A 22,336-nucleotide genomic window follows, 5' to 3' on the forward strand; every position below is an offset into this window, starting at 1 on the left:
CGAGCACAACTTGCCCGTGAATGGCTGGTCGATCGTCTACGTTTCAAGCGGTTTCTGGGTGAACTGATCAAGTAGTACTAACCACAACCCGCGAACCACCGGCCGCACTCACGAATCGACCATCATCGCGCCCCACCGGCGCCCCACAACCACACAACCACACAACCACCTCACCACAACCCGCGAACCACCAGCCGCCCTCACAAATCGACCATCATCGCGAACCCCGGCGCCCCACAACCACCCAACCACACAACCCCACAACCACCTAACCACAACCCGCGAACCACCGGCCGCCCTCACGAATCGACCATCATCGCGAACCCCCGCGCCCCACAACCACCCAACCACCCAACCACCCAACCACACAACCACACGACCTGCCGCCCAACCCGAGCGCATCCAGGGCGAAGCCCAGCAAGGAGGCAGGGATGAAGCTGTAGCAGCGCTACTGCGAATCCCTGACGACGCCGCTGGATTCGTCCTGGGGCGCTCGGCGCGGAATAGAAGCTCCCTCCCACCGTTCTACCCCCGAGAACTCGGCGGCGAGCATGTAACGAAGCGATCGATTCGCACTCTCCGCTTGCCCCACTCCCCACCGGCACCTAACATTGTCGGTGGCTCGAGTTCCCCAACTTGGCACTCTGCCGTGTTCGTGCGAGACGCGATTCTATTGAAACCCCGTAAGCAGAGACACGGGAGCGGTCACTGACATGACGCGAGCATGCCTCTCGGCAATTGAGTCGGCGAGGAAGTTCAAGGAGTGTTACCTACTGCTCCCACCTGGTGATTACCAGGGTTTCTAAATCTTGTCTCAAGACCGGCACAGTGGTGGATGCCAACCGCGAGAGGCAACCCCCTTAGGTGGGGCGTTGCCTCTCGTGTTTCTTGCCCCGTTTTTTCGCCCCCCGGCTGCGATCGCCCCGACGTTGTTATGGAAGCGCTGCATCTGGTCCTAAACCTGCTCGAGAAGGTCTCGGTGCTCGTCGCCCTGGCGCTGACGCTGATGCTCCTTCGTCCGGCCGAGGTCTGGCTCAGCCAGCGCGGCGCCGAGGCCTCGGTGCGCCGGCGTCTGTTGCTTGTGCTGCTGCTCAGCGGGCTTGCGATCTGGGGGAGCTTTCTGGGCTTCGAGATCGACGGGATGCAGTTCAACATCCGCTCCGTCGGCGTCATACTCGCCGGATACCTGGGTGGCGTGTGGGTGGGGCTTGCGGTGGGCGCGGCCGCCGGGGTTTTTTATGCGATGGAGGTCCCGTCGCATTTTTTCGGGCTGGTCTTTGCCGCAAGCCTGCTCGAAGGCGCGCTGGCCGGCCTCTGGAGCCGCCGCTTCGGCACGGCGATGGCCTCGGTGGCCCTTGGCGCCATCGCCATTCAGGCGGTGCACCACGCCGGCCTGGGTGCCATCTTGAGCTGGGTCGACACCGCCACGGCCACCTTCCACGTTGAGCGCATCCCCTTACATAGCGCCAAGATCGCGGCCAACGCCGTGGGTATTTTGCTCTTTATGGGCATGCTCAGCCTTGTGCGCGAGCTGGAGCACGCGCGCCGCGACGCCACCACCTCCCGCGCCATCGCCCGCGACGCGCGTCTGGAGGCGTTGCAGTACCAGCTCAAGCCGCATTTTTTGTTCAACCTGCTCAACACCCTCTCCTACCTCATCCGCACCGACGCGCCGCGCGCCCGCGAACTCACCCTCGATCTGGCCGAGTTCCTGCGCTACACGCTGGCCAACGACGCCGATCAGACCACCCTCGATGAGGAGCTTGAGCAACTTCGGCGCTACGTCGATCTGGAGCGCGCCCGATTTGGCGAGGGCCTGCACTTTGAGATCGATGAGGGCAACGCCCTGGAGGTGCTCGATGAGGTGCGCGTGCCGCCGCTGATCGTGCAGCCCCTTGTCGAAAACGCTTTTCGCCACGCCGCACGCCAGGGCCGCGTCCACGTGCGCGTGGAGCTTGAGGCCGACCCCACCCACCTGCATATCCGCGTGCTCGACGACGGGCACTCGCCGCCGGCCTCCCCCTGGCGCCCCACTCCGGCTGAGCACACACGCGCCTCCCGCCGCGGCGTCGGACTGACCAACGTCTTTGAGCGCCTCTCCCGCTTTTATAACGGGCTTGCTTCCCTTAGCCTGCAGCGCCGCGACGACGCCGAAGGCACCGTCGCCACCATCACCATCCCCCGCGACGCCGCCCCTCCCCGCAAGGGCCTGGGCGACCACGTCCGCAAGAAGCTGCGCGAAGTCATCGAGTCTTAAACCAAATCTTTTGTTCACCTCCTCCCCCCTTGCCTATGCGCGCCCTGGTCATCGACGACGAGCTCCCCGCCCGCGAAGAGCTGCTCTGGCTTTTAGAGCAATGCCCGCAGATCTCGGCTGCCGCCCAGGCCGAGAGCGCAAAAGCCGCGCTGGCGCGCCTGGAGGCCGGCCCCCCGGTCGACGTGGTCTTCCTCGACATCGACATGCCTGGCTTAAACGGCGTGCGCCTGGCCCAACTCTGGCGCGACCGGCTGGGCGACGACGCCCCGGTCTTTATCTTCGTCACCGCTTACGACGCCCACGCCGTCGACGCCTTCGCCCTCGACGCGGCCGATTACCTGCTCAAACCGGTGCGGCTCTCGCGCTTGCAACAGGCCATCGAGCGCGCCGAGCGCCGCTTACATCAAGGCGCTCAGGCCTCTGCCTCCGAGGCCAGTGAGACTCCCCCTTCCCCCACTGCCCCCGCATCTTCCCCCGCTTCCACACCGCTGACTCGCATCTCGGTGGAAGAACACGGCAGCTACCGGGTTATCCCTGTCGACGACATCATCTGGATCGAAGCCGACGAAGGCTTCGCCACCGTACACACCGCCACAGGCGGCTACCTGACCGATTTCAGCCTGAAGTTTCTGGAAGAAAACCTGCCCGCAGACCACTTTTTTCGCTCGCACCGCAGCTTCATCGTGCGCCTGAGCGCCATCTCGGTTATTGCCCCCACCGGAGCCGGGACTTACCGTCTGCTTCTGAGCGACGGAACCACCGGCGTGCCGCTGGCCCGAAGCCGCGCCCCCGAGCTCAAAGCCCGCATCCCCTGGTCTGCCAATGCGATTGAGGAGTAAGAGTGTCTACCACCGAACCCATCTCGACTGACGACGCCGCCATCAAAAAAATCGACGGAGGCGACGGCCGCTTCTTCGACGCCATCGCCGAGCGCTACGACCTGCTCAACCGCATCATCTCGCTCGGCCAGGACGGCTACTGGCGCAACAAGGCCGTCAAAGCGCTCAAACTCCCCGAAGGCGCGCGCTTCTTAGACCTGGCCACCGGCACCGCCGACCTGGCGATTGCCAGCGCCAAACGCCACCGCGATCTCCAGGTCGTGGGCCTCGACCCCAGCGCCGAGATGCTGGCCAATGGCCGCGTCAAAGTCTCCAAAGCCAACCTCGACGGCCGCGTGGAGCTCGTGCTCGGCGACGCCCAGGATCTCCCCTTCGAAGACGACAGCTTCGACGGCGTAGCCATCTCCTTTGGCATCCGCAACGTCCCCGACCGCCGCAAGGCCCTTCAGGAAATGAACCGCGTCGCGCGCCCCGGCGGCCGCATCGTCATCCTGGAGCTCAGCGAGCCTCGCCAGGGGCTGCTGGCCAGCCCGGCCCGCTTCTACATCCACCACGTCGTCCCGCGCATCGGGGGGCTTATCTCCGGCTCCAAAGAGTACCGCTACCTCCAGGAGTCCATCGCCGCCTTCCCCACCGCCGACGCCTTCGCGCAGCTGATGCGCGAGGTGGGCCTGACCAACGTCAATGCCTCCACCCTCTCCTTCGGCGCCGTCAACCTCTTCACGGCCAACGCCGGCCATTAATTTGAGTCAGAACTGCTGATCGGGGGCGTTGGCACACGTCGCGAAGGGTGTGTGACGCTCCCTGATCGGAAACCTCCGGCCCAAACGCCGGAGGTTTTTGTTCAGAACTACTGATCGGTGGTTTTGGCACACATCGCGATCCATCTGGGACGCTTCCTGATCAGAAACCTCCGCGGCCCGACCGCCGGAGGTTTTTTATGGCCAAGCCAGTCTCATTGCACGCCGCACTGCCTGCAAATTCACCATAAAACTCAAACACTTAGACACAAACACAACAGCAAGCAAACCTCAGCGGCGGCTCATCTCAAAGCCCTCCACAATGCTCTCCACCAGCTCGGCCGCTCGCGCCAGCAAGACCTCCCAGCCCAGCACCTCTCCACCCACGACCGGCCGCCCGGCCTTCGAGAGGATCGCCACCGCGCTCCCAAAAAGCGTGCGCCCGATCTGGTCCACGGGCATGCCCTCCTCGGCCTGCAGCTGCTCATAGTCGTGCAAAAGCCTCGCGAGCAGCGCCGCCATAACCTCGCTCCAGGCCACCTCCACCGGCCGCGCCTGGCGGCGCTTACCCACCAGCACAAAGGACGTGTTGACCGCCCGCGCGCGCATCGCCCGCGGGCGCTCCGAGCGCTCCACGCTCATCGGCCACGCGGCCACAAGCTCCAGATCGGCCTCATCAAACGACTGCGCGATCGCCGCCCAGGCCTCCACCGCGCTATGCGCAAAGATCATCGAGAGCACCCCGCCCGGCTTCAAGACTCGCCAGACCTCCTTGAGCACCTCGGTCATCCCGCGGGTGTAGTAACGCTGCGCGAGCTCGGCTGTGTCGTGCACATGCCGGTTCATCGTCAACTCGCGGCTCGGATCGGTGGTCGCCTCCTCAAAGACCTCGGGAAAGATCCGCCCCAGCGCCAGGCGCTTCCACACAAAGATGCAGTCGGCCAGCACGTTATAATAGAGGTTGTCGAAGTAGGGCGGATCGGTCGCCACCACATCAAAGAACCCATCCTCAAAGGGCAGCTCGCGCGCGTCTGACTTAAGCACCACCGGAGCATGCTTGAAGTCGGGCACGCTTTTGAGCCCGCGCACAATGCGATCGAGCTTATCCCAGAGGTTGGCCGGCGACTCTTCGGTGGGGTCGATCTCCGCAAAATCCCAGACCATCGGGATGCCCGGCCCGCTGAGCGCGCGGCCGACCTGCTCGTTTTGCGCGATCCAGGTCGCAAGGCGGCTGTTCCAGTCCACGAGCTGGTCGATCAGCGCCGAGAGAAACGCCGCCAACGCCCGCGCCTTCTCGCTGCCATGGGACGACTCCCAACGCCCGTAATGCTCCCCGAGCAGACGGCACAGCCTGACCAAAACCGCGAGCTGTCGCTTGCTGAACAGATCCACATGCTTTGCCAGCCCGTAGAGCGCCGGGTTGGTCACCCCCGACCATTGCGGAAGCTCCGCCCCCGGCAACGCCCCGGCAAGCGCTGCCAGATCATCGGCCAGCGCCGCATCGAGCACCGCCTCATCGGGAAGCGCCCCCTCATCACGCGCATAACTCTTATGCCCCCGCTCGCTGCGACCGGTCGATCGCACCATCGCGCCGAGCGCTTCGCGCCCCGTCTGCGCCATCGCCTCCACCAGCGCTTCCCGCTCCAGCGTCGCCTCACAAAAGGGGCACACCACCCGCCGTCCCGCCCACGCCGAGCCATCTTCGGGAGGATCGCCATGGTCGCGCAGCGCCACAAAATAGCGCTTCGACGCCCCGTCAGGGCGCCGCGCCACATGCATCAACCTCCCCTTACGCTTGACCAGCCAGGGCCGCTTCGAGAGCACAAGCTCCCCGCCGCACTCCGGGCAATCCACCTGCCGGCTCCACACATAGGCGATCGTGCGGCCCGCCTCTCCCGCATCCCGCGCCGGAAAAAACGCCGCCGTCTCCTCATGCAGCGCCTCCAGCAGCACTCGCCCCTCCCGCTCCACAAGATCGGGAAGATCGGCGCCAACCTGCGAATAATTCAACAGCGCGAGCTGGATAAAATGCGCCAGCTCGTTGTTATCCACCGAGTACGCTCGCGTCCCGATGTACGCCGCCTCCAGCGGAATGGTCGCGCCGCCGCTGAACATATCCAGCACCCGCTGCTCCCCCTCGCGCATCAGCTGCTCCACCCCGAACTTGCTCAACCCACGGCCGGCCTCACGGCAATAATCATCAATCAATTCGCGAACTTGCCCCACCTGCACATCACCCTGAATCAACGAGGTCGCCACCACCCCGCACACCGCCGCAAAGGGTCGGCGAGCCCACCAGGTAAAGATCGTATGCGGCGTCTTGCCTCGCTGGTAGCGCTCCTTTCGGCTGGCCTCACTGACCGCCTCCGAAGGAAAAAAACGCTCGATCAGGCGCACCGCCGTCGCATCCCTCGGCCCCGTGCTCTCCTGCAAGCCCAGCTCCGCCAGACTCGGCTCGCTCAGCTCCACACCCGATGACTCCTCCACCCCCGAGGAATCATCCTCCATGCCCACCAGCAGCCCCTCGCGGTCGGGAAAACTCACCCACTGCAAGCGCTCCTGACCACATCGCGGATCGAGCACCACAAAACGCGCGCCCAGAAAACCGACCTGCTCTTCTTCGGTCATCGACCTCATCCTCACCATGTTCGCCAACGTCGGTGCAGAGCCGTCCACCAGCGCCGCAGACACACCACGGCACCGACACCCTCGGGGTGTTTTTGCTCCCTTAACGTCGATCGGGGGGGCCAACCTTTGGGGCTGAGCAGCTCGGGGCGATCGTCAGCCCCTTCTCACGCGATCCGATGCAATGACGCTCAGCCAGCGCAAAGCCGGCCATTTAGTTTACACAACGCTTCAAAACGTTACAAATTCCTGCACACCGAAGGATTCATCGCCACGCTCTCTCTATGAGGGGGGATTTCGAAGAATTCGACGTCGAGGCGAATGCCACTGGCTCAAGAGGGGGACGTTGCCAGAACTTCAGGCTAAAGCTTAACTTACGCCGCCTACAAGCTTCATCTTTGCCCCCTCCCTCCCCAACTTCTGGTCCTCGGACATTCATGATCCCCCGTCGTCTCGATAAGTTCATCGCGGACTGCACCGGGCTGCCCCGGCGCGAGATCCACCGCCGTCTTCAGCACGACGCGGTGCGCATCGAGCGCCCCGCCCCCTGGGAGTCGCCTCACCCCTGGCCGGAGACGCTGATCTACGCCGACGATCGCGTCTTCTTTGAGCAGGAGCTGCTCCAACCGCGCCCCCCGTCGAGCTACTTCATGCACCACAAGCCCATGGGGGTGGTCTCCACGACCTCCTCCCCCTCGGGCGCCCCCTGCCTGGGCCCCACCCTCGACGCCCTTCCGGCGGGCACCTTTCCGGTGGGTCGCCTCGACCGCGACACCACCGGTCTGATGCTGATGACCGACGACGGCGACCTCGCCCACCTCTTGCTCCACCCGAAATTCCACATCGAAAAAGAGTACATCCTGCGCATCCCCGGCCCCCTTCACCCCGACGACCCGCGCATCGCCCGCGCCTTAGAGGGCATCGAGCTCAACGACGGCCCGGCCCGCGCGCTCCGCGCGCGCGTTGTTGCCAGCGGCGACGATCACAGCCTGCTCGGCCTGGTCGTCGATGAAGGCCGCAAACATCTGGTGCGACGCATGGCCCGCGCGCTCGATCTTCGCCTCCAACATCTGCACCGCGCGCGTATGGGCGAGCTTACATTGGGAGAACTTGCGCGCGGGGAGACGCGCGCGTTGAGCGAGGTCGAGATCGCCGCCCTCTGGCGCGCGGTCGGCGGCCACGAACGCGTGATGCGCCGGCGCCTGGGCGCCCTCTTCCGCATCGCCCGCGATCGCCGCGCCGAGGAGCGACCCGACCTCCGCCTGGAGCATTATCTGGAAGACGCCGGACAGACCATCGCCGATTCCATAAACCTTTCAACCACTTAACCCACACCACCAAAACGCAACTTCGGCCAACGCCGGCGCGCTTCTCCTCGATGCCGGAGCGGCAGCGTCGGTGAAAAGTTCCTCACCTGGCGCATTTTTTTCGATCCCCCGGAATGATTCCCCCCCTCCTTGAGCGTTATAGTCTTCGATGATGGCGAGGCTCCTTGAGGGTCTCGGGTTCGAGCTAACCCCTTGAGCCGGCGAGCAAAACTCGCCCCGACGTCGGCCCCGGGACCGGCACCCGGTGACGGCGTTCGCGATCGAGATAAATCGCGCATTCGACGTGCCGCAAAAAGGAGGTGATCCAGTGAGTAGCGACTGTACCCATACGGCTGGTGAGGTGGTGTCCTGCTAGCAGGCCCCCACGGTCTGGCGTCGTTTCTCTCGCTCCAGGCAAACCCCGTGATGGGGTCTACGAGAGAGACGCTCAGCGGCTGGTGGCCGCGACGCTAGTGGTATCTTGACACCACCGCCCCCGCGTGGATTCGGCTCGGCCGGGCCGAGAAGACCTGAGAGCATCCACGCGGGGCCTTTTTTTATCTGCCCCCCCTTTGCAGCTCGCGATTCGCCAGATGGCGTCGCGAGTTTTTGCGTTTCTTGATCAGCGCAAAACGTTCGAGTGCCAGGCAACCGGGCATGGCTCCATCAACGAAAAAACGCCCCACCCTTGCGGGTGGAGCGTCTTAAACGTCATCGATGTACCGGGCACTCAGCGCGCGTCGACCACCGCGTCGAAGATCCACTCGTAGTCATTGAGCTGCGGCAGAATCACCGAGATCTCACAGACCCCGGGAGCCTCACCCTTGAGCGAGACAGTGTTCTCGTCAGACGGCTCCACATCGAAGTTCACGCTGCCGTCGGGTCCCAGGCAGGTCTCCGGGGTGAGCACCTCCACGTTCATCCAGAGGTTGTTGCACACCGGCCAGATGTCGCCGTGGGGCGGGCGCGTGATGGGGCGCAGCACCAGCTCATCGGTAAGACCTTCGCGCAGCCGGCCTTCGGCCACATCGAAGTCGAGCACCTCCGGAGTGATCACCTGCACACCCAGCTCCGAGCGGGAGCCGGAGTGAGGCGCAATCATCGACTCCACCAACACCGCCCCGGGCTGGGTAAATGGTGAGAGGTGGAACCCCGCCTCATCGCAGCGCCCGCGCCCCGAGACCTCGTCGGGGCTCAGCTCCAGCCCGCAGGCGCGCGTCGAGCCCACCAGCATGTCCCCGCCGGAGGAATAGCGCCGAAAATCCAGCGTCACCGGCGTGCCCACAAGGTAGGCGGCGTTGGCCGTGGAGCCGCAGATATGCGCGAGCTCCGCGCGGGCCACATCGGCCACCCGGAAGGTCGTCGCGTCGCTGAAACGCTCCCCGCCCCCCTCAACCTCCACGCTCAGGCGGGCCTCACCGGCGCGCTGGCCGGAGAGCACCACCGCGTGCGGATACTCCCGGGAGACGCTCACATCGAAGATCCCCTCGGGCTCCACCGTCATCTCCACCACCCGGTCGACCTGGCGATCGTCGATGCCCTCCAGATAGAGCAACATCCCGCTGCCCACGGCCAACGGACGGTTGAACTCGGTGCTGTCATCGGCGGGCAAATAGAAGAACTGCACATTGCCCTCCTCGCCCTCCTGACGCGCGCGGTTGTCGCAGGCCGTCGTGGTCATCACGACGGCTGCGGCCGTCAACATCATCATCGCTCGGGTGCGCACGCCACTCATCGCTTACTCCTCATGCCAGGTGTTCCATCGTCAGGGCCGATGTCTCTATGACGCCGCACTCTGCCGACTATTCAACCTTTTACAACGCAAGAGGAGCACACCCGCCGCCCGGCGGCAACCCGGGTCAGATGAGGTTGTAGTTGAAGCCCAGGCTCACGATCACCAGGTTGAGCCAGTTTTTGGTGTACCCATCGCCCGGGCCGCTCGGATCCGAGGAGGTCCCGTCGGCCCCGCCGCCCAGGTAGCGCACGTTCAAAAAGGCATCGATCTCCGGCGTCACCACCACGCCGGCGCGCAGGCTGGCGTCGAGGATCGCGCCGAGCACTTCGGTGTCGGTGCTCCCGTTCACCCACTGGCCCGGAGCGTAAAAGCCGTCGATCTCGGCGCCGAACCACACGCCATTCTCCAGAGTGTGGCGCCCGCGCACCTTCAGGATCGGCACCGGCCCCACATCGCGACGCACCCGCCGCAGCGTGCCGTCGCCGCTCTCAAAGCTGATCGTCGCGTTGCGAATCTGCAAAGACGCCCCCACCCCAAGCTCGGTGCGCTCCGACTTGATCAGATCGAACATGTAGCTCGCCCGATAAAACGAGAACCCGTAGCGCAGGTTCAGAGGCGTCTCTTCGGCAAAGACCGCCCCGTCGGCCACCACCTCACGCTCGGTGAGCACCTGCGTCTGAATGTCGAGGGGCTGGTACAAAAACACCACGTTATGCCGCTCCCCGAACTTCGCCTCCACGCTCAGCCGCGCGAAGGGAAAGAGCACATCCTGGCCCCCCTCCTCCACATAGTCGAAATACGTGCCGTCCTGCCCGAACTGGATCTTGTGGTAGACCGGCGAGTTGAAGCCGAGCTCGGCCACCGTCCACACCCGGTAGCCCCGATCCGAATCCTCCGTCGCAGCCGTCTCCTGAGCGCTGGCCGTCACCGCCAGCCCCATCACCGCCGCGGCCGAGAGCCCCGTCCACACCTTTGCCATCGTTCGCCCATCACCCATCGTCGACCTCCATCAGCACGCGAAGTTCATCATCGATTCATGACCCACCACCGGGTCCGCCTCAGAGGTAAACACGGCTTTTAGCGCGGACAGCTGCGCCGGTCCGCGATCGACCTGCACCATGAAGTTGCAAAATCGCACCGCCCAATACCCGAACACTATCAACACCTTAGACGAACACCCCGGGAGCATCCCTTTCACCACGCGCCCCAGAGAACAAACCCCCCGGGCATCCAGGATGCCCGGGGGGTTCGCTGCTTAGTGCGTAGATTTTAGGTGTTCAGGAGGGCGTCAGAGGTCGCAGCCGAAGCTCTCCATGGCGCGACCGGCCTCACCGGGATTCCCGCGCGAAAACCCTGGCTGCCCGCCTCCCCGAGCAACAAACGACACATTGTTTTCCACAACCAACGTCGACTCATGACAATAGACACCATAGGAGTCTCCTCCTGCACCGCCGCCTCCATAGCCTCCCGGAGCACCTCGCCCACCTCGTCCGCCTACCCCTCCGAGATTTGGAGCAAGGTCACGGCACACCCCTTCTGAATCGCAATGTGTCTGGGCCGGGTTTCCGCCATATCCTCCATACCCCCCCAAACCACCGGAACCGCCCGCACCTCCCCCGCCTCCCAAATTTCCAATAAAAGTGCTTTCACTGATCGTTACATTCGAGCGCAACACTCGCAGCCCAAAACTCGCACCGCCGGGCGCGCCCCCTTCTCCACCAGCTCCGCCACATCCTCCAGAACCGCCTCCTCCTCCCCCGGAGCCTACCGAATAGGCCGGTGAGACATCTTTTTCATAACCTCCTCCGCCACCTGCACCTCCCCCCCCGGGAGCCCCAACCGCCCCACGACTACCAAAGCCTTCCGACGTCCACACATCATAAAAGAGCACACCACCAGCCACCCCCGCAGCACCAGCTTCACCTCGCCCCTCTGCATTATCTCCGTATGCACCATTTCCACCGGCCGGAGACGTACTCTCCCCGCGCGCTCCACCAGCTGCATCCCCGCGTGTTTGCCCGGAAGTCGGCGACAGGTAACGAAATATTCCGGAAAGATCTCTACCATAACGCCCCGACTTTCCTCCCCTTCCTCCATCCGAAACCCCGGGACACTGCTCAGTAATCGCCACTTCATTCGGCGGGACACTCGTCGTCGACGTATTTGTGTACGCATTGATACCTCGCGAACCATTAGCCCCGACATCGCCATCTTCCCCGTCTTTACCTACACTACCTGGCCCCGGACGCGCCTCCACCCGATGCAGCACAACATTGCTTCCATCAACAATAGATACCCCCACCATTGAACCGCTTTTTGTAAAATTGGCTCCTGATGAAAACACCAGACTGTCGACATACACCCGTTCCTGCACATTATATACCGACATAGTATTTACTTCGATACCCCTACCTTCAGGATAATGTATGTGTGTACGACCTGCAGGTTGACGAACCCATCCGTCAGCACGATACCCTCCGAGAATTTGGATACCACTATTAATTAGTAGACGCGCCTCAATCGGAGCATCTTCTGGAGTAGCGGCCATAACAAGTGTTTGGACATTTCGCCCCGTCGCAACTTCCAATGCCGTAGTAAAGTCATGATAAGGAGCCGCCTTAGTACCACTTCCAGAATTCCCTTGAGCATCGAAATAAACAATGGAATCACAAACATCGTCCGTTATGTTTTCAACATCGGGCATGTCACACGTTCCCGGACCGTTTTCCCCTTCACCACAAACCCGCACACCCAGGCCGCAAACACCACATGTCTCCTCGGCAGGAACGCCATCCAGACAATTGCACTCCCCGCAGAATATCGACTCCCCACACCCGTTATCGATCAGACCACAGCTGTTGGCCGGGCACTCGGTCACCGTCGGCTCGCAAACCTCCTCACACTCCCCACAATCCATCTGCTCGCCACAGCCGTTGTCGACCATCCCGCACTCGTCTGCACCGCAGACATTCGGCTCGCAGACCGGATCGTCTTCAGAATCATCATCCTCTATATCCCCCGGCTCTCCGGCGTCTTCGTCGCCCGTATCCTCATTCCCCGTATCCCCGCCCACATTATTCACTGGCGAGTCCTCGGTCGGCGTATCCCCGCACCCGCTCGCGGCCATCGACATCATGGCGACAAGCGCGATCCAGATCGTCCATCCCTTCATGTACTTTTGCATCCCTACCTCCTGAGTCGAGCCAGGATTCAGGGCCAACGACAACACACTTCCAGTGGCCTACGGCGCTCCCGGTGCCGGCGGTTTAAAGCCGCCGGCGGTTGTTTGGGTCGGATGTCGGGCACATCGCGGCGCGCGCAACGCGGCCTCAAGGCAGGGAGTACGGCAGAAGACTTCGCCCCCTGAACTATCGAGCAAAGAGTGTCGCGCGTTTGCGCATCCGATGTGTACGACGTGTCCCGACGATGCCCAAAGCGGCGCGGCGAGTAAAGAGGGTTTGTGTGTTTTCTGGGGTGGCGAAGCGTTGCGGCTGATCGTTTCTGCAGTAGTTTCAGACACTTAGCGCGCAGCCATGCGACTCACTTTTTTGCGAATCATCGCAAAAAAGTACGCCGATCCCCCACGAAAGGCGGATCCCCCTGAAGGTTCTCTGGCATTACATAGCGAGGCGACGCCGGCGGCTGACCAGCATCAGGCTCATCGCCGCGGCGAGCACCAGCGCGCCGGTGGAGCCGGCGCCACCGGCCACCGCGCAGCCGCCGCCCTCGGCGCCTTCGTTGCGCACCTGCACCGGCGCGCTCGTCTCGCCATCTCGGCCCCATGCGTCGACCCAGGTGGCGGTGATCTCGGCGTCAATCGGCTCGTACATCGTATCGAGGTCACTCCAGATAAAGGTGACCTCATCTTCCTCACCGGTGAGCACGAGCGGAAACTCGGGAAGCAAAAGCGAGCCGGGGTGTTCGCCCTCGATCGCAAAGCGAAGCCCGCCGGCATCCCGATCATAGCCTTCGACCGAGAGCGTCAGAAAGGCGGTGTCGTCGCAGCTTGTGGCCACCTCGCTGCAGCCCTCGCGCCGCGGGGTCTCAGAGCGCTTGATGCTTTCTACTTGCAGCGTCACCGCCGGCGGCAGATCGACGGGCTCGGTGGGCTCTTCCTCCAGAAACACCATCGGCTCCTGGTTCAAACCGATGGAGCAAGCCCAGGCGATGCTCACCGTCGAGAGCCCCAGCGCGCCCGCCGCCGCAAGCCCCACTGCCACCTTCTTTACCTGCGCGTTGCTCCACATACCGCCTCCCGAGAACCCGACCCAACCCATTGAGAAATAAGCACTTTCCGACAAAGCCACATGCGACGCACGCTGGCGAACTTCGCTCAGCGACGCTCCCGCAACGAAAAATTCAGGAGCACGCATTCGAGCGCGCCGTTGTAGATCGAGTACACTTTATCGGCGCGCACACCGAGTTTAAAGCCCAGCTCTTTGGAGCCCGTGAGCACCGAGGCCTGCCAGCCGCCAAAACGGCCCTTGAGCGACTCGCCAAGCTCGCGGTGGGTCTGCTCGGCTTCGCCATCGCCACCCAGGCGCTCGCCATAAGGCGCGTTCGTGACCACCAGGCCGGGGCGCGTCGCAAGCATGGGCGGAGCAATCTCGGTGACCGGGCGGCGCGAGTAGCGGATGATGGCGTCGAGCCCGGCTTTCTCGGTGTTGGCGCGGGCGGTGCGCAGGATGGAACCGTCGATGTCGGTGCCCACATAGGTGCCGAGTTTCGGGCGACCGATCTCAAAGCGCTCCTGGGCTTCGGCCAGGATTTTGGCCCAGACGAGCTCGTCGTGCTGAAGCCAGCTGTCGAAGCCAAAGCTATCGCGCACAAGGCCCGGGGCGCAGTCGGCAGCCATCAGCGCGCCTTCGATCAGAAGGGTGCCCGACCCGCACATCGGGTCAAAAAGGGGCGCGCCCTCTTTCGCGAGCTCGGGCCAGCCGGCGCGGATCAAGACGGCGGCGGCCACGTTCTCTTTCAGCGGCGCAGTCCCCGAATCCGCCCGGTACGAGCGCTTATGCAGGCTCTCGCCGGCCAGGTCGATGCTGATCGTGGCCTCATCGCGGTCGATGTGGCAGTTGATCTTCACGTCGGGCTGGCGAAGATCGACCGAGGGTCGGCGCCCGAAGCTGTCGCGAAACTGATCGACGACGGCGTCTTTGACCTTGAGCGCCCCGAACTTCGTGTGCGTGATCTCGGAGTTGCGCGAGGTGAAGTTCACCGCCAGCGTGCCGTCGACCGAGAGGTGCTCATCCCAGGCGATGGTGCGCACGCCCTCGTAGAGCGCCTCGGGGCTCGGCGCGCGAAAGCTCTTAAGCTGCAAGAGCACCGTGTTGGCCAGCCGGCTCCACATCACCGCGCGGTAGCCCACCTCAATCGGCCCCTCAAAAAACACACCGCTGACGGTCTGGCGCACCTTTCGGGCCCCCAGCCCTTTGAGCTCCTCTTCGAGGAGCAGCTCCAGGTGTTTGGGGCAGGTGGCAAAAAAGGAGTGGGTGGTGGCCATGGTCATCTCAGCAGGTGGGAAGGTGGTGAGGGGGTGGAACGCCGGCGAGCAACGCGCGCCGGGGTGAGGCTGGCAGGCTTATACAGCATCAGGCCGGCCGACGCATGTGTCGCAACCCTCCCCCGATGGCTCAACCCTCGGCCCACAGAAAGCGCCGAAAGATCAATGACTTAGAGACAACGCCTGCGCTCAAGTTACCCCGGAGCAACGATCGCCGCGCGCCGACCCCGGGTCGCTCAGCGTTGTTCTGTGGCCACCCACCAGGTGTTTCCAGCAGGGCCTTTGAAGCCGCCGCGCACATCACCGTCGGGCTTCTTCGCGGGGGCCTGCACGCCCTCGGCGCCCGCGGCCAGCGCCCGCTCGTAGGTCGCCATCGCGTCGGCCACATACACGTGCAGGTGCGCGGGCTGGGATTCCCATTCGCCCTGCGCCTCGCCCATCATCACGACGCTATCGTCGATGCGGTACTCCACATGCATCACCGAGCCGTCGTCTCGGGTGTGCTCGCGCAGGACGGTGGCGCCGAAGACGGCCTCCAGAAAACGCCCCACCTCCCGCGCGTCGCCGACGATGAGGTAAGGAGAGAGCGAAGGGTACGATTCGGGTTTGAACATGCTCATAACGAGAGCCTCCTTGTAGATGATGTGAAGTCGCGGTGGTTTAAAGCTCCTCTTCAATGTAGCGACGGGCCGTGCGGCGGTCGATCTCGGCCTGGCGCGCCACCTCCTCGTAGGTGCCGCTGCGCGCGTAGAGCAGCCGGCAGTAGGCCTGCTGAAGCTCGCGCATCGTCAGCTCCCCGGCGTCGATGCGCGCGCCGAGCTCCGCTGCGACCAGGCTGAGCTCCGGCGCTGCGGGGGCTGCCTGCCGAAGATCGCCCGTATAAGGCGCGCCCAGGAGCACGCGGCGCACCGCCTGCTCCAGCTCCCGCACGTTGCCCGGCCAGGCGTAGTCAGCAGGAAGGCTCGCGTTGAGGGAGGCGACGACCTCGTCAGAGAGCGCCTCATCGGGCTGGCCGAGGATGCGCGCCACGCTATGCGCCACAAGCTCTTCGAGCTCGGCAGGCGCCTCGCTCAGGCGTTCGGAAAGCGAGGGGACTTCGATCACATCGGAGCAGAGCCGATAATAAAAGTCGTCGCGAAACCTCCCATCCTCACGCGCGCGGCCGATGTCGCGGTTGGTCGCGGCGATCACTCGCCCCTCAAAGCGCTGCTCCTCGTGACCGCCCACCGGCATAAAGACGCGCTCCTGCAACACGCGCAGAAGTTTGATCTGGGTGGGGAGGCTCGTCTCGCCAATCTCATCGAGGAAGATCACCCCGTGGCGCGGGCAACGGCCGAACACGCCCTCGTGAGCGTCAATGGCGCCGGTAAACGCACCCTTTTTATGGCCGAAAAGCTCCGACTCGATCAGCGTCTCGGGAAACTGCGAGAGGTTTAAGGGCACAAAGAGGTCGGTAAAACTCAGCGAGAATCGCCCGGCCTGATCGTCAAAAGGAATCCAGCTGGACGCGCCCAGCACCGAGGCCGCTGCCCCCTTGCCGCTGCCGGTGGGGCCGATGAGGAAGATCGAAAAATCCTCCATGCGATCCCACAGCTGCGCCTCATAACGCGCCAGGTCTTCGGTGAAGATCGCCTGCCACAGCCGCGCGCGCAGCCGCTGCATCGAGGGGGACTGCCCCTTAAGCCGCTCCCTGGCCATAAAGAAGGCGCGGCGCATCTGGAAAAAGATGCCCACAAAACGCGCGGCGCGCTCCGCGCTCATGCCCCGCTCGGTCAGCCGGCGCGCAACATCGAGGCCGAAGGCCGCTTTGACCGGGCGGCTGCCCGCCTCCAGCTGGCGCACGACCAGGTCGTCGAACTCGGGCACAAAGACGTGGAAGGTATCAAAGAGCAGCGCCACCTCCACCAGGTGGCGGTCTTCGCCTTCGAGCGTGGTGAGGTCGAGGGGCCAGAGGCGGTCGAGCTCGGCGCGCACCGCGCTCAGAGCCGCGTCGATCTCGGGGTTGGGCGCATCGTCTGAAGAGGTCGCCTCCTGATCGGCCTGGCGAGCCCGGGAGAGCGTTGCAGCAAGGCGCCGATCGCGACGCGCGCGCTCCTCCGAGAAAGGGTTGGCAAAGGCGGCGGCGGCCACCTCGCGAAAGAAGGCGCGGGCATCCGTACTCAGCATCTTCGGCTCCTACATAAAATGAACTTCTTTTGTTCATTTTATGTATACCACCCGACCTCGCCCCGACAAAAGCGCGGCAACTGCGCGTGCAAACCGAACCTTTTTTTGGCAACAAAAATACCTTAAAAATCAACACCTTAACATCCACACCTCCCCTGATTAAAAACCATGGCACGGGGTGTGCTCTACGGAAGGGATATGTGGCGAACGCAATCGGCTTCGCCCCCACACAGCCACGGATTCAACCGATGCGCGAGGAGCACACCATGGAACATCCGACGATTCAAAAAGACACCAACGCGTGGATCTTTCAGGTCTGGGCGTCCTTTCTGCTGGCGTCGACGATCACCGTTACCGGCATCGCCTACCTGCCGGTGGACCTGTGGATGAAGGGCTTTTTGCTGATGGGCGTGCTCTTTACGCTGGGCTCGGCGTTTACGCTCTCCAAGACCGTTCGCGATAACCACGAGGCCCAGCGGCTTATCAACCGGGTCAGCGACGCCAAGGCCGAGAAGATCCTGCGGGAGTTTGAGATGCGCGACGTGGCCTGAGCCTGGCCCGCCCGACAAAGACGCAGGTCGGGGGTTCATGGCGCCTGGTCGCGTAGCGTGAGCAGGAGCGCTTCGGCGCGCTGAAGATCGCCGGTGGCCCCCAGGGCGCGATGCTGCGCGATGGCGCTGCGCAGCGCCTGGCGGGCCTCGGTGAGCCGGTCGGCGCGACGCGCGAGGGCCGCGGCCAGCTCAAAGGTCCAGGCCAGGTCGGCGTCATGGATGGGCTGGCGCTCGAGATGCGTGCGAGCCTTCTCGGCGCTGCGGGCCCAGCGCGTCCACTGGCCGCGCGAGGCGTAGATCGGAAGCCAGCTGGCGTAGACCACCCCGAGCAGGCCCTCGCTGCCCATGTCGATCACGCGGGGTTGCAACTCTTTGAGCGCGCGGGCGGCGCGCTCCATATCGCCCAGCGCCAGCGCCGCGCAGCAGAGGTTGAGCTCAATCGACGCCTCAAAGAGCCCGGCGCGGCGCATCATCTCCAGGCCCTGCTCGCAGAGCTCCAGCGCCCGCCCGGGCTTACCACGCGCCCGCAGGCCCTCGCCGAGGTTGCTGTAGCCCATGGCGGTGGCGTAGGTGTCGCCCTGCTCTTGAAAGGCGGCGATGGCCTCTTCGATCAAAGCTTCGCCGCGGGCGGCGTCGCCGTGGCGCATCTCCAGATTGCCCACGCCCATCTTCGATTTGGTCACGCCGCGCACATCGCCCAGCGACTCGAAGATCGCCTCGGCGCGCCCGTAGATGGGTAGCGCGAGGGCGTCTTCGCCGAGCCAGCACATCGTCTCGGCCTGCAGGTAGAGGGCGCGGGCGAGCCCGTCGAGGTGGTTTACGGCTTCAAACATGGAGGCGGATTGCGCCGCAAGCTCACGGCCCCGGCGCGGGTCGCCGGTGAGCTGAGAGAGCACGCCGCTCAGATACGTGTGCTCGGCGCGCTGGCGCCGGGCGCCGGGGTGCTGCGCGGCCTCCAGGGTCTCGACGAAGACGTGCGCGCGCTCCAGAGCGACGGCGACCGCATCCATCTCGCCAAGGCGCAGGTGGGCGAGTGCGCGCAACATCCAGAGCTCGGCCCACCGGGGGTCGTCGGCGCCGACCTCGGCCAGCCGCAGCGCGCGCTCAAAGCGTTCGGCGATCTTCAGGCCCTCGTGCAACCCGAGGGTCTCGACGTGATGATGGGCGCCCTGCCACAGCGGCTCAAGCGCCTCTTCGGCCAACCCGGCTTCGAGCAGGTGATACCCTCGCCGTGCAGCCGGAGCGCCGGGGTGGGCCCCCGCATCGGCCAGCATCGCCGCCGCTGCGCGGTGGTGGGAGTGCCAGCGACCCGCATCCCGGGCCAACTTCTCAAGGGTCTCGCGCAGCGCGCCGTGCCCAAAACTCCACCCGGTGGGGTTTCGCTCAATGAGGTGGCGCACCTCCATCAACCCGAGCAGGGCCGGCGGCGGCACACACTCGGCAAGCTCACTGGCGCGTTGCCATTCGCGCGCGTCCACATCGCGCCCCAGCGCCGCGGCCAGCTCCAGGGCGCGGCGCGCGCGCTCGCTGCCGCTGAGTCTTCCGGCCGGCCCCTCCAGCTGATGCGCGGCGATCGCCGCCACGCCCACCAGCTCATCGACACGCTGGCGGAGCACCTGATGGATATCATCGGGAAGCTCGGAGCCCGCCCCCGCCCGCAGCTCAAAGCCGCGGGGCCCAACCTCCAGCACACCGCGCTCCACCCAATCACCCACCAGCTGCAGCGCAAAGAGGGGGTTTCCGGCGGTGCGCTCGGCGACCTGCCTGGCGAGCCCTCGCTCCAGCCCGAGCATCTCCTCAATCAGACGCTCATGATCGGCCAGCCCCAGCGGTCCGAGCCCGAGCTGCCAGGCGCGCTCAAAGCGCAGAAGATCGCGCAACTGCTCGCCAATCGGTCGGGCGCGCGCCTCCTCGCTCTCGCGCAACGTGGCCACAATCAGCACCGGGAGGCGGCCGTGCGCCTTCTCATTGAGCAGGTGGCGCACAAAGCTCAGCGTGGCGCTTCCCCACTGCACATCGTCGAGCACCAGCAGGGCGGGGCGCCGCGCGGTGATGCGCTCCAGAAGCCGACGCCAGGTCATATGACGCTCGCTCGGGCGTACCAGCCGCAGCGTGAACACATCTTCCCGAAAGTCCGGGTCGCAGGCCGGGGAGAGCAGCTCAGTGAGTTCGACCTGATCGTGCGCGCTGGCCACCTCAAGGTTGCGGGCCATCAAGCCCGGCGCAGCCCTATCCTCAAAAAGCTGCCCCACCCGAAGCCCGATCTCATCACGGGAGAGGCCGGTGCAGCGCAGGTAACTTCCCATCATGCGCGCCACCCCGTCGGCCGGCCCGCCGGTGGGGCTGTGTGAGGCCTGCAACACCTCGGCCGCGCCGGTCTCATGAGCGCGCTCGGCCAGCCACTGCGCCAGCCGGCTGGCGCCCACGCCGACCTCCCCGCGCACAAGCGCGAGGCGAGGACGCCCGCTTCGGTGCACGTCGAGCAGCGCCTGCCAGAGCTGCTGGCGCTCCCCCTGACGTCCGACCAGCGGAAGCGAGCGCAGGCCGAAGAGCCCCAGCCCCACCCCCAGAAGCTGCCCATCGCTCGGGTCGTTGCGAGGTGTCTGCCAGGTGTGGGGAGGCGGCGCCGGGTGCAAGTCGCTGGCCGGCCGCGCCCACATCTCGGCGCCCTCCTCCCTGTTCATCTTCTCGCCACCCTCGCCACGGTGGCCTCGCTCCAGATGCAGCGTGGGCTCGCCAGCGGCGGGCAAGGCCAGCGTGATAACTTCTCGGGAGGCCCCCTCCTCGGCCGCATAAAACCTGGCCCTTTCGGGGTCGTCACCCGCGTTTGCCTCCGGCGGCGCGGGGCTCTCCAGGCGCAGCTGTCGCAGATCGTGGGCCGCGTCGGCGGCGCGCTGATAGCGCCGCGTGGGCTTCTTGGCCAGCAGCCCGTCGAGCCAGGTCTGCAACCCCGGGGGCACCTCCACCGAGGGCTCCAGCGGCGGATGGGGTTTCTGGAGCTGATCGCGCAACACATCCTCGGCGCGCGCGCCCCCGAAGGCCGGCTGGCCGAGCAGCCCGTAGGCCAGACACCCCAGCGCATAAAGATCGGTCCAGGGCCCCTGGTCGCGCCAGCGCCCGGTGATCTGCTCCGGTGCCATAAAACGCGGCGTGCCCGCCACGCGCCGCTCGCGCACCCCGCGCCGGGTCGGCGCATCATCGTGGAGCGCAAACGCAAGCCCAAAATCCGAGAGCTTCAGCCGAGGCCGCCCTCCGGCGTCGGGCACCCACAGCACGTTGGCCGGCTTTAAGTCGCGATGAATCACCCCGCGCGCATGCGCATGCGCCAGCGCATCGAGCAGGGCGATGAGGATCGCCCGGCGGCGCTCCCAGCCAAATTGCGAAAGATCGGTGCGCTCCAGCGTCCCCACCGCCAGGTCCATCGCCAGATAGGCGCTGCCCTCGACCAGCCGCCCCCCGGAGCTTCGCTCCAGCCCGGCGGGCACCTCCCCCGAGTCAAACACCCGCACCACCCCGGGGTGGTTAAGCCGCGCCACCGCGCGCACCTCGCGCTGAAACGCCTCTTGAAAACGCTGCGTGTCGAGCTGCGCGCGGCGCATCACCTTGATCGCGACCTCGCGCCCCTCGCCCACATGGCGCGCTCGCCAGACCTGCCCCATCCCGCCGGTACCCACGAGCTCGCCGAGCTCAAAGGGCCCCAGTCGCGGGGGAGTCTCATCATGATGTTGACTCACGCCATCCTGCACTTGCGCGGCCGCAGCACCACACCTCGCCAGCTCGGAGCCCCGGGGGCCTCCTCACTGGCGAGCGCCGACGGCCCGACGCGCCTAAAACCCGTAGTTCAAACCGACCATCACGCTGAAAACCGACGCTTCGTCAAAGGTCAGCCGCCCCTGAAGGTAGGGCACAAGCTCGCTGCCCGTATCAAAGGTGGCACCCACCAGAAGGTTGCCCGCGGCGGCCGTATCATCTTCGGAGGCGATCACATCGCCGCTGCTGTCCACAACGCGCGAGTCGGCGTAAATGATCGCCAGACCACCGCCCAGATAAGGCGTGACGACCGCGTCGAGCGCCAGATGCGCCAGCGCGTTGACGTCAAACTGCAGAAGCGTGGTCTCCGAGCGCGCCCCGAAAAACTCGGAGCTCCCCGTAAAGAAATAACTCAACGCCGGGTTCACCGAGATCGCCACCTGAGGCGCCACCGCAAAGGTGAAACGCCCGTCGAGCCCCAGCAGCGGAAACTCCCGATCGAAGTCATAGCCGGCCATCACCCCCACGCTATTGCCCTGCAGCTTCTGCGCGGGATCCTGAGCCGAGGCCACCCCGGCGCTGGCCATCACCAGCGCACAGCCCGCCAGCATCACCGAGAGCACCCGTTTCGTTTCTACCCGATCGTTACGCGTCATCATCGCTACCTCCGATCCATTTCAAGCACAGAGACATCATCTCAACACCAGGCTGCAACGCCCCTGATCTAGCACAGCCTCCCCAAACGCGCGACTGCAACGCATCGCCAGCCCCGGCCGCCCAATCAACCCAAAAGACATTGCAAATCAACAACTTAAAGCCGCACCAAAGGCGCAACACGTCTCACTGCCCTCCCCTGACAACCA

Annotated in this window: 15 protein-coding genes; 5 read left to right on the top strand and 10 right to left on the bottom strand. The window is 64.9% G+C overall.

Annotated elements, in window-relative coordinates; translation table 11 throughout:
- Nucleotides 1-934: 934 nt before the first annotated feature.
- From FRC98_RS20330 to ubiE, 3 genes are read left to right on the top strand one after another with little or no spacing between them, the layout of a single operon-like run.
- The gene (locus FRC98_RS20330) at nucleotides 935-2,257 is read left to right on the top strand and encodes a sensor histidine kinase (RefSeq protein ID WP_230467856.1); all 1,323 of its coding nucleotides are present in this window, start codon (nucleotides 935-937) and stop codon (nucleotides 2,255-2,257) included.
- Between the two features lie 35 nt (nucleotides 2,258-2,292).
- On the top strand, nucleotides 2,293-3,096 hold the full coding sequence (locus tag FRC98_RS20335) for a LytR/AlgR family response regulator transcription factor (protein ID WP_146983419.1): 804 nt from the start codon (nucleotides 2,293-2,295) through the stop codon (nucleotides 3,094-3,096).
- 2 nt (nucleotides 3,097-3,098) lie between these two features.
- Entirely contained in the window at nucleotides 3,099-3,839 is a 741-nt protein-coding gene (gene ubiE / locus FRC98_RS20340; protein WP_230467857.1) for a bifunctional demethylmenaquinone methyltransferase/2-methoxy-6-polyprenyl-1,4-benzoquinol methylase UbiE, read from the top strand.
- A gap of 288 nt (nucleotides 3,840-4,127) precedes the next feature.
- Here the strand turns inward: ubiE and FRC98_RS20345 are convergent, their stop codons facing one another.
- Nucleotides 4,128-6,464 (bottom strand): DUF1156 domain-containing protein, encoded by a 2,337-nt coding sequence (locus FRC98_RS20345; protein ID WP_146983420.1) that lies wholly within the window; start codon nucleotides 6,462-6,464, stop codon nucleotides 4,128-4,130.
- A 434-nt stretch (nucleotides 6,465-6,898) separates the two neighbouring features.
- Between FRC98_RS20345 and FRC98_RS20350 the strand changes: the two genes are divergently transcribed.
- Nucleotides 6,899-7,789 (top strand): pseudouridine synthase, encoded by an 891-nt coding sequence (locus FRC98_RS20350; RefSeq protein WP_230467858.1) that lies wholly within the window; start codon nucleotides 6,899-6,901, stop codon nucleotides 7,787-7,789.
- A 709-nt stretch (nucleotides 7,790-8,498) separates the two neighbouring features.
- Here FRC98_RS20350 and FRC98_RS20355 read toward each other — a convergent pair.
- From FRC98_RS20355 to FRC98_RS20385, 7 genes are all read right to left on the bottom strand, one after another.
- The gene (locus tag FRC98_RS20355) at nucleotides 8,499-9,503 is read right to left on the bottom strand and encodes a hypothetical protein (RefSeq protein WP_146983422.1); all 1,005 of its coding nucleotides are present in this window, start codon (nucleotides 9,501-9,503) and stop codon (nucleotides 8,499-8,501) included.
- 124 nt (nucleotides 9,504-9,627) lie between these two features.
- The gene (locus tag FRC98_RS20360) at nucleotides 9,628-10,500 is read right to left on the bottom strand and encodes a hypothetical protein (RefSeq protein WP_146983423.1); all 873 of its coding nucleotides are present in this window, start codon (nucleotides 10,498-10,500) and stop codon (nucleotides 9,628-9,630) included.
- 291 nt (nucleotides 10,501-10,791) lie between these two features.
- A complete protein-coding gene (locus tag FRC98_RS22130; protein ID WP_146983424.1) occupies nucleotides 10,792-12,687 on the bottom strand; it encodes a hypothetical protein in 1,896 nt (631 codons plus the stop codon).
- Nucleotides 12,688-13,120: 433 nt separating this feature from the next.
- Nucleotides 13,121-13,750, bottom strand: coding sequence for an MYXO-CTERM sorting domain-containing protein (locus tag FRC98_RS20370; RefSeq protein WP_146983425.1), 630 nt, complete (start codon nucleotides 13,748-13,750; stop codon nucleotides 13,121-13,123).
- A gap of 86 nt (nucleotides 13,751-13,836) precedes the next feature.
- Nucleotides 13,837-15,006: a THUMP domain-containing protein gene (locus tag FRC98_RS20375; protein WP_230467859.1), complete on the bottom strand. Its 1,170-nt coding sequence runs from the start codon at nucleotides 15,004-15,006 to the stop codon at nucleotides 13,837-13,839.
- Between the two features lie 236 nt (nucleotides 15,007-15,242).
- Nucleotides 15,243-15,626, bottom strand: a complete 384-nt coding sequence (locus FRC98_RS20380) for a VOC family protein (protein WP_146983427.1) — start codon at nucleotides 15,624-15,626, stop codon at nucleotides 15,243-15,245.
- Nucleotides 15,627-15,666: 40 nt separating this feature from the next.
- Entirely contained in the window at nucleotides 15,667-17,172 is a 1,506-nt protein-coding gene (locus FRC98_RS20385; RefSeq protein ID WP_146983428.1) for a sigma 54-interacting transcriptional regulator, read from the bottom strand.
- A gap of 266 nt (nucleotides 17,173-17,438) precedes the next feature.
- Here FRC98_RS20385 and FRC98_RS20390 point away from each other — a divergent pair, with 266 nt between their 5' ends.
- Nucleotides 17,439-17,723 (top strand): YiaA/YiaB family inner membrane protein, encoded by a 285-nt coding sequence (locus tag FRC98_RS20390; protein WP_146983429.1) that lies wholly within the window; start codon nucleotides 17,439-17,441, stop codon nucleotides 17,721-17,723.
- Between the two features lie 35 nt (nucleotides 17,724-17,758).
- Here the strand turns inward: FRC98_RS20390 and FRC98_RS20395 are convergent, their stop codons facing one another.
- Both FRC98_RS20395 and FRC98_RS20400 read right to left on the bottom strand, forming a co-directional pair.
- On the bottom strand, nucleotides 17,759-21,457 hold the full coding sequence (locus tag FRC98_RS20395) for a serine/threonine-protein kinase (protein WP_146983430.1): 3,699 nt from the start codon (nucleotides 21,455-21,457) through the stop codon (nucleotides 17,759-17,761).
- 93 nt (nucleotides 21,458-21,550) lie between these two features.
- The gene (locus FRC98_RS20400; RefSeq protein WP_146983431.1) at nucleotides 21,551-22,132 is read right to left on the bottom strand and encodes an outer membrane protein; all 582 of its coding nucleotides are present in this window, start codon (nucleotides 22,130-22,132) and stop codon (nucleotides 21,551-21,553) included.
- Between the last annotated feature and the right edge of the window lie 204 nt (nucleotides 22,133-22,336).

This window comes from Lujinxingia vulgaris, from assembly GCF_007997015.1.
Classification (GTDB): domain Bacteria; phylum Myxococcota_A; class Bradymonadia; order Bradymonadales; family Bradymonadaceae; genus Lujinxingia; species Lujinxingia vulgaris.

Coding starts and splice junctions, on each gene's coding strand:
- FRC98_RS20355 (WP_146983422.1), bottom strand. CDS start 9,503: ATGAGTGGCGTGCGCACCCGAGCGATGATGATGTTGACGGCCGCAGCC.
- FRC98_RS20375 (WP_230467859.1), bottom strand. CDS start 15,006: ATGGCCACCACCCACTCCTTTTTTGCCACCTGCCCCAAACACCTGGAG.
- FRC98_RS20350 (WP_230467858.1), top strand. CDS start 6,899: ATGATCCCCCGTCGTCTCGATAAGTTCATCGCGGACTGCACCGGGCTG.
- FRC98_RS22130 (WP_146983424.1), bottom strand. CDS start 12,687: ATGCAAAAGTACATGAAGGGATGGACGATCTGGATCGCGCTTGTCGCC.
- FRC98_RS20335 (WP_146983419.1), top strand. CDS start 2,293: ATGCGCGCCCTGGTCATCGACGACGAGCTCCCCGCCCGCGAAGAGCTG.
- FRC98_RS20390 (WP_146983429.1), top strand. CDS start 17,439: ATGGAACATCCGACGATTCAAAAAGACACCAACGCGTGGATCTTTCAG.
- FRC98_RS20380 (WP_146983427.1), bottom strand. CDS start 15,626: ATGAGCATGTTCAAACCCGAATCGTACCCTTCGCTCTCTCCTTACCTC.
- FRC98_RS20360 (WP_146983423.1), bottom strand. CDS start 10,500: ATGGGTGATGGGCGAACGATGGCAAAGGTGTGGACGGGGCTCTCGGCC.
- FRC98_RS20385 (WP_146983428.1), bottom strand. CDS start 17,172: ATGCTGAGTACGGATGCCCGCGCCTTCTTTCGCGAGGTGGCCGCCGCC.
- FRC98_RS20400 (WP_146983431.1), bottom strand. CDS start 22,132: ATGATGACGCGTAACGATCGGGTAGAAACGAAACGGGTGCTCTCGGTG.
- FRC98_RS20345 (WP_146983420.1), bottom strand. CDS start 6,464: ATGACCGAAGAAGAGCAGGTCGGTTTTCTGGGCGCGCGTTTTGTGGTG.
- FRC98_RS20330 (WP_230467856.1), top strand. CDS start 935: ATGGAAGCGCTGCATCTGGTCCTAAACCTGCTCGAGAAGGTCTCGGTG.
- FRC98_RS20370 (WP_146983425.1), bottom strand. CDS start 13,750: ATGTGGAGCAACGCGCAGGTAAAGAAGGTGGCAGTGGGGCTTGCGGCG.